This is a genomic window from Burkholderia sp. Ac-20384, from assembly GCF_017104605.1.
Lineage (GTDB): Bacteria > Pseudomonadota > Gammaproteobacteria > Burkholderiales > Burkholderiaceae > Burkholderia > Burkholderia lata.
Map to the genome: position 1 here is coordinate 1 of NZ_JAAGPE010000564.1, position 2,896 is coordinate 2,896.

A 2,896-nucleotide genomic window follows, 5' to 3' on the forward strand; every position below is an offset into this window, starting at 1 on the left:
TCAGGCCAGCCTCGGCTTCCTTCAAGATGCTGATGATTTGCTCTTCGGTGAATCGCTTTTTCATTGCCGTTCCTCTCTGGAACGGACTCTACACCGTCACCGTACTAAACGCGGGGAGCAGGTCACACGTTCTCTGCCATTCTGTTCTCCATACAGTCAAAAAGTTATCAAACTTCTTGCTGTACGTGGAATCGAGACATGGTCAGGTTCGCATTGGCGATCGCGTTGTACGGCTCATAGCTGTTGGTCACAAACACGGCACCACGGCGAATGCCGGTCCACAGGCCAGCCCAGTGTTGCTTGCCGCACCCAGGCGCGTAGCGGAACAATCGCACCGGTGGCCCGCTGCCGTTCATCTGCGCCCACATAAAGCTTCTCGTCTGCGGCGTTCTTCCCGGTTCCTTGAGCACCTGCACTGTCGCCTCGTCGGCGAAGACGATCCCGCTATCAAGCAAGTGATCGCGTACTCGGCTTGCGGTTCGGACGGCTTCGGCGGCAACGGCGGCCGCGCACTCTCGGCTTGCCCCGCCAACGTGACAGCGCCCGCTAGGAGCATCTGGCTTCGGATTCGCTTGCGATTCTTCGCGTCTGAGACGGGACCGACTGGTCGGCATTTTTAAGATCTGAGACACACAGATCAGCTGGCTTTTTCGGAGAATCAAATGTCTAGGATCAACGGCTTCGGCGGGGTTAGCCATTTACCTAGTCACTCGCCGCAAGGCGAGGCCGGCCGTAGCGCTGTGAGACAACCTCCCCAACGACAGCCCTCCGGTGTGCTTGGGAATGCACCGCCGTTGCCGCCGAGGCCGCAGTCGCAGGGGCAACAAAGCTCTCCCATGCGTATGCCGTTACTGTCGAAGCCGCAGGGGCAACAAAGCCCTCCGGTACCGCCGAGGCCGCCCAAACCGCAAGCCGAGACTGCACGGCCGCCGTTGCCACCGAAGCCGTCCGCGCTGCAAGCCGAGACTGCACGGCCGCCGTTGCCACCGAAGCCGTCCGCGCTGCAAGCCGAGACTGCACGGCCGCCGTTGCCACCGAAGCCGTCCACGCTGCAAGCCGAGAGTGCACCGCCGCCGTTGCCACCGAAGCCGTCCGCGCTGCAAGCCGAGACTGCACGGCCGCCGTTGCCACCGAAGCCGCCCAAACAGTTGGGAACTCAGTTTTCTCAGTTTCGTCAACAGGCGGCGATCCCAGCGGGATATTCCCGATCACCGATGACGCGTCCGAACGCTTCCCTGCCGTCACCGTTAGGGGGTAATTCCAGCCCGCCGATGATGACGCATCACAACACTTCGTTGCCGCCGCTGCCCGCAAGCTATGACAGGTACAGACATCCAGAGGGGCAGGGGCCAGCAGTAATTCCCGACTCGCTGCGTCCAGGCAAGCTACCGACGCAAGCGGTCTATTCGAGGCCGACATCGTATAGCGATACTCGCTTTGTGTATTCCTCAAACCCGTCGACGCTCTCGCTTAACGACTCCTCGCACAGTGGCATGTCATCGCCATCGAGCAGTGTGTCGAGTTTCGATAGCGGCAAGCCGACACCCCTGACTCAACGTCCAACAAGGCTTGCCGGGTTTGCGCAAGCGCCGATGAACCAGGTCGGTTCCCATGGCGTCGCATCAACGTCCGTCGCAGCAGCGTCGCAGCAACCCAAGGCCGAAACGAGTGAGATACGTGACGAATTCAAGTTCGGTAGGGAAATCGGGAAAATGAAGCTACAGTTGACCGAAATGTACAAGACGAAAAAGGGATTCATGAGTCGTCTGTCCGGTGCGGACAAGGACCACAATACCCGCATCAATCAGTGCTTGACGGTACTCGACAAGCATATGGTTGGAAACAGGAACTTCATCATCCACATCGACGGAAAACCTGCGGGCATGATGTCGTTGTCCGTGCCGCCAGATGGCACCCCTGGCGACAGCGGCGTCAAAATCCACGGACTCATGTCGCTTCCCGGTACGAAAGGTGTGGGTAGAAGAGCCATCGAGCAAGCAGTGCAGGTTTCAATACACGAGGGTCGCCGAGGCCGGGTTGACCTAGAGTTCCTTGAGTTCTCCAACTCGCACGATGTCTATAAAGGCTTCGGATTCGTCAGGAATGGAGCCTGGGACAGCAATAGTATGTATCTTTCAGTTGATGATGCGGAGAAGTTCCTGAAGAATTCCGCTGGAAAATCACCTGTCTTCTTGTCGGCTCAAGCTAAGCCGCTGCGCGGCGCCTAAAACCGTCGGCATGCGAAGGGATGCGCTTACCTTGTTCATAGCCCTGACGCGGATCGATTTGCCCAGTGCGCGCGCGGGGTAACCACGGACTGCTCATCGAGCCGCGACAACGTCTCGCGTTCGTCGCGTGCGAAGCCAACGACACGCTGCTCGTGCTGGATTGCGCACGATGCAGCTCGTCCGGTCGGTCGACGTCGGCAGCGATCCGGACGAGCTTGCGTTCGATCCCGCACCGGGCACGCTCTATGTTGCGGGCGAGGTGGGCATCGTGTCGATGTTTCGCATGGGCGGTGCGGCGGTGACGAAGCTCGGCGATGGCCCGGGAGCGGGCCGGCCGGTCATGGCGCAACTGATTGGCCTGATCCACACGTACCCGATCGATCACCTCGCGCCCGTACTTGGCCACGACGTGGAACAGGTCGTAGACCACCTCGGCCTGCGGACACTGCGCCTTGATTTCCAACTCGTAGGCCGTGGTCATGTCGATCGCGACTGCTTCGATGCGCTCGGCGACACCCTCAGGAAGCTGCTCGAAGAAGGTGCGGGCCGTCTCGCGTGAGCGCCCCGATCCAATCCAGAGCACCTGCCGGCCGATCGGATCGACCACCACCGTGGCATACCGATGGCCTTTATGGAGTGCAAACTCGTCCATCGCCAAATAGCGGATC

Annotated in this window: 2 protein-coding genes and 2 pseudogenes; 2 read left to right on the plus strand and 2 right to left on the minus strand. The window is 60.0% G+C overall.

Features of this window, described 5'->3' with window-relative positions; translation table 11 throughout:
- Positions 1 to 167: 167 nt before the first annotated feature.
- Positions 168 to 698, minus strand: coding sequence for a transposase (locus G3O00_RS44045; RefSeq protein WP_346779031.1), 531 nt, complete (start codon positions 696 to 698; stop codon positions 168 to 170).
- Positions 699 to 1,214: 516 nt separating this feature from the next.
- Between G3O00_RS44045 and G3O00_RS41710 the strand changes: the two genes are divergently transcribed.
- Positions 1,215 to 2,228: a hypothetical protein gene (locus G3O00_RS41710; RefSeq protein ID WP_206146493.1), complete on the plus strand. Its 1,014-nt coding sequence runs from the start codon at positions 1,215 to 1,217 to the stop codon at positions 2,226 to 2,228.
- A gap of 71 nt (positions 2,229 to 2,299) precedes the next feature.
- Positions 2,300 to 2,547, plus strand: a pseudogene (locus G3O00_RS43755) (hypothetical protein); the annotation flags it as partial.
- A gap of 6 nt (positions 2,548 to 2,553) precedes the next feature.
- Here the strand turns inward: G3O00_RS43755 and G3O00_RS41715 are convergent.
- Positions 2,554 to 2,896: pseudogene (locus G3O00_RS41715) on the minus strand (transposase); the annotation flags it as partial.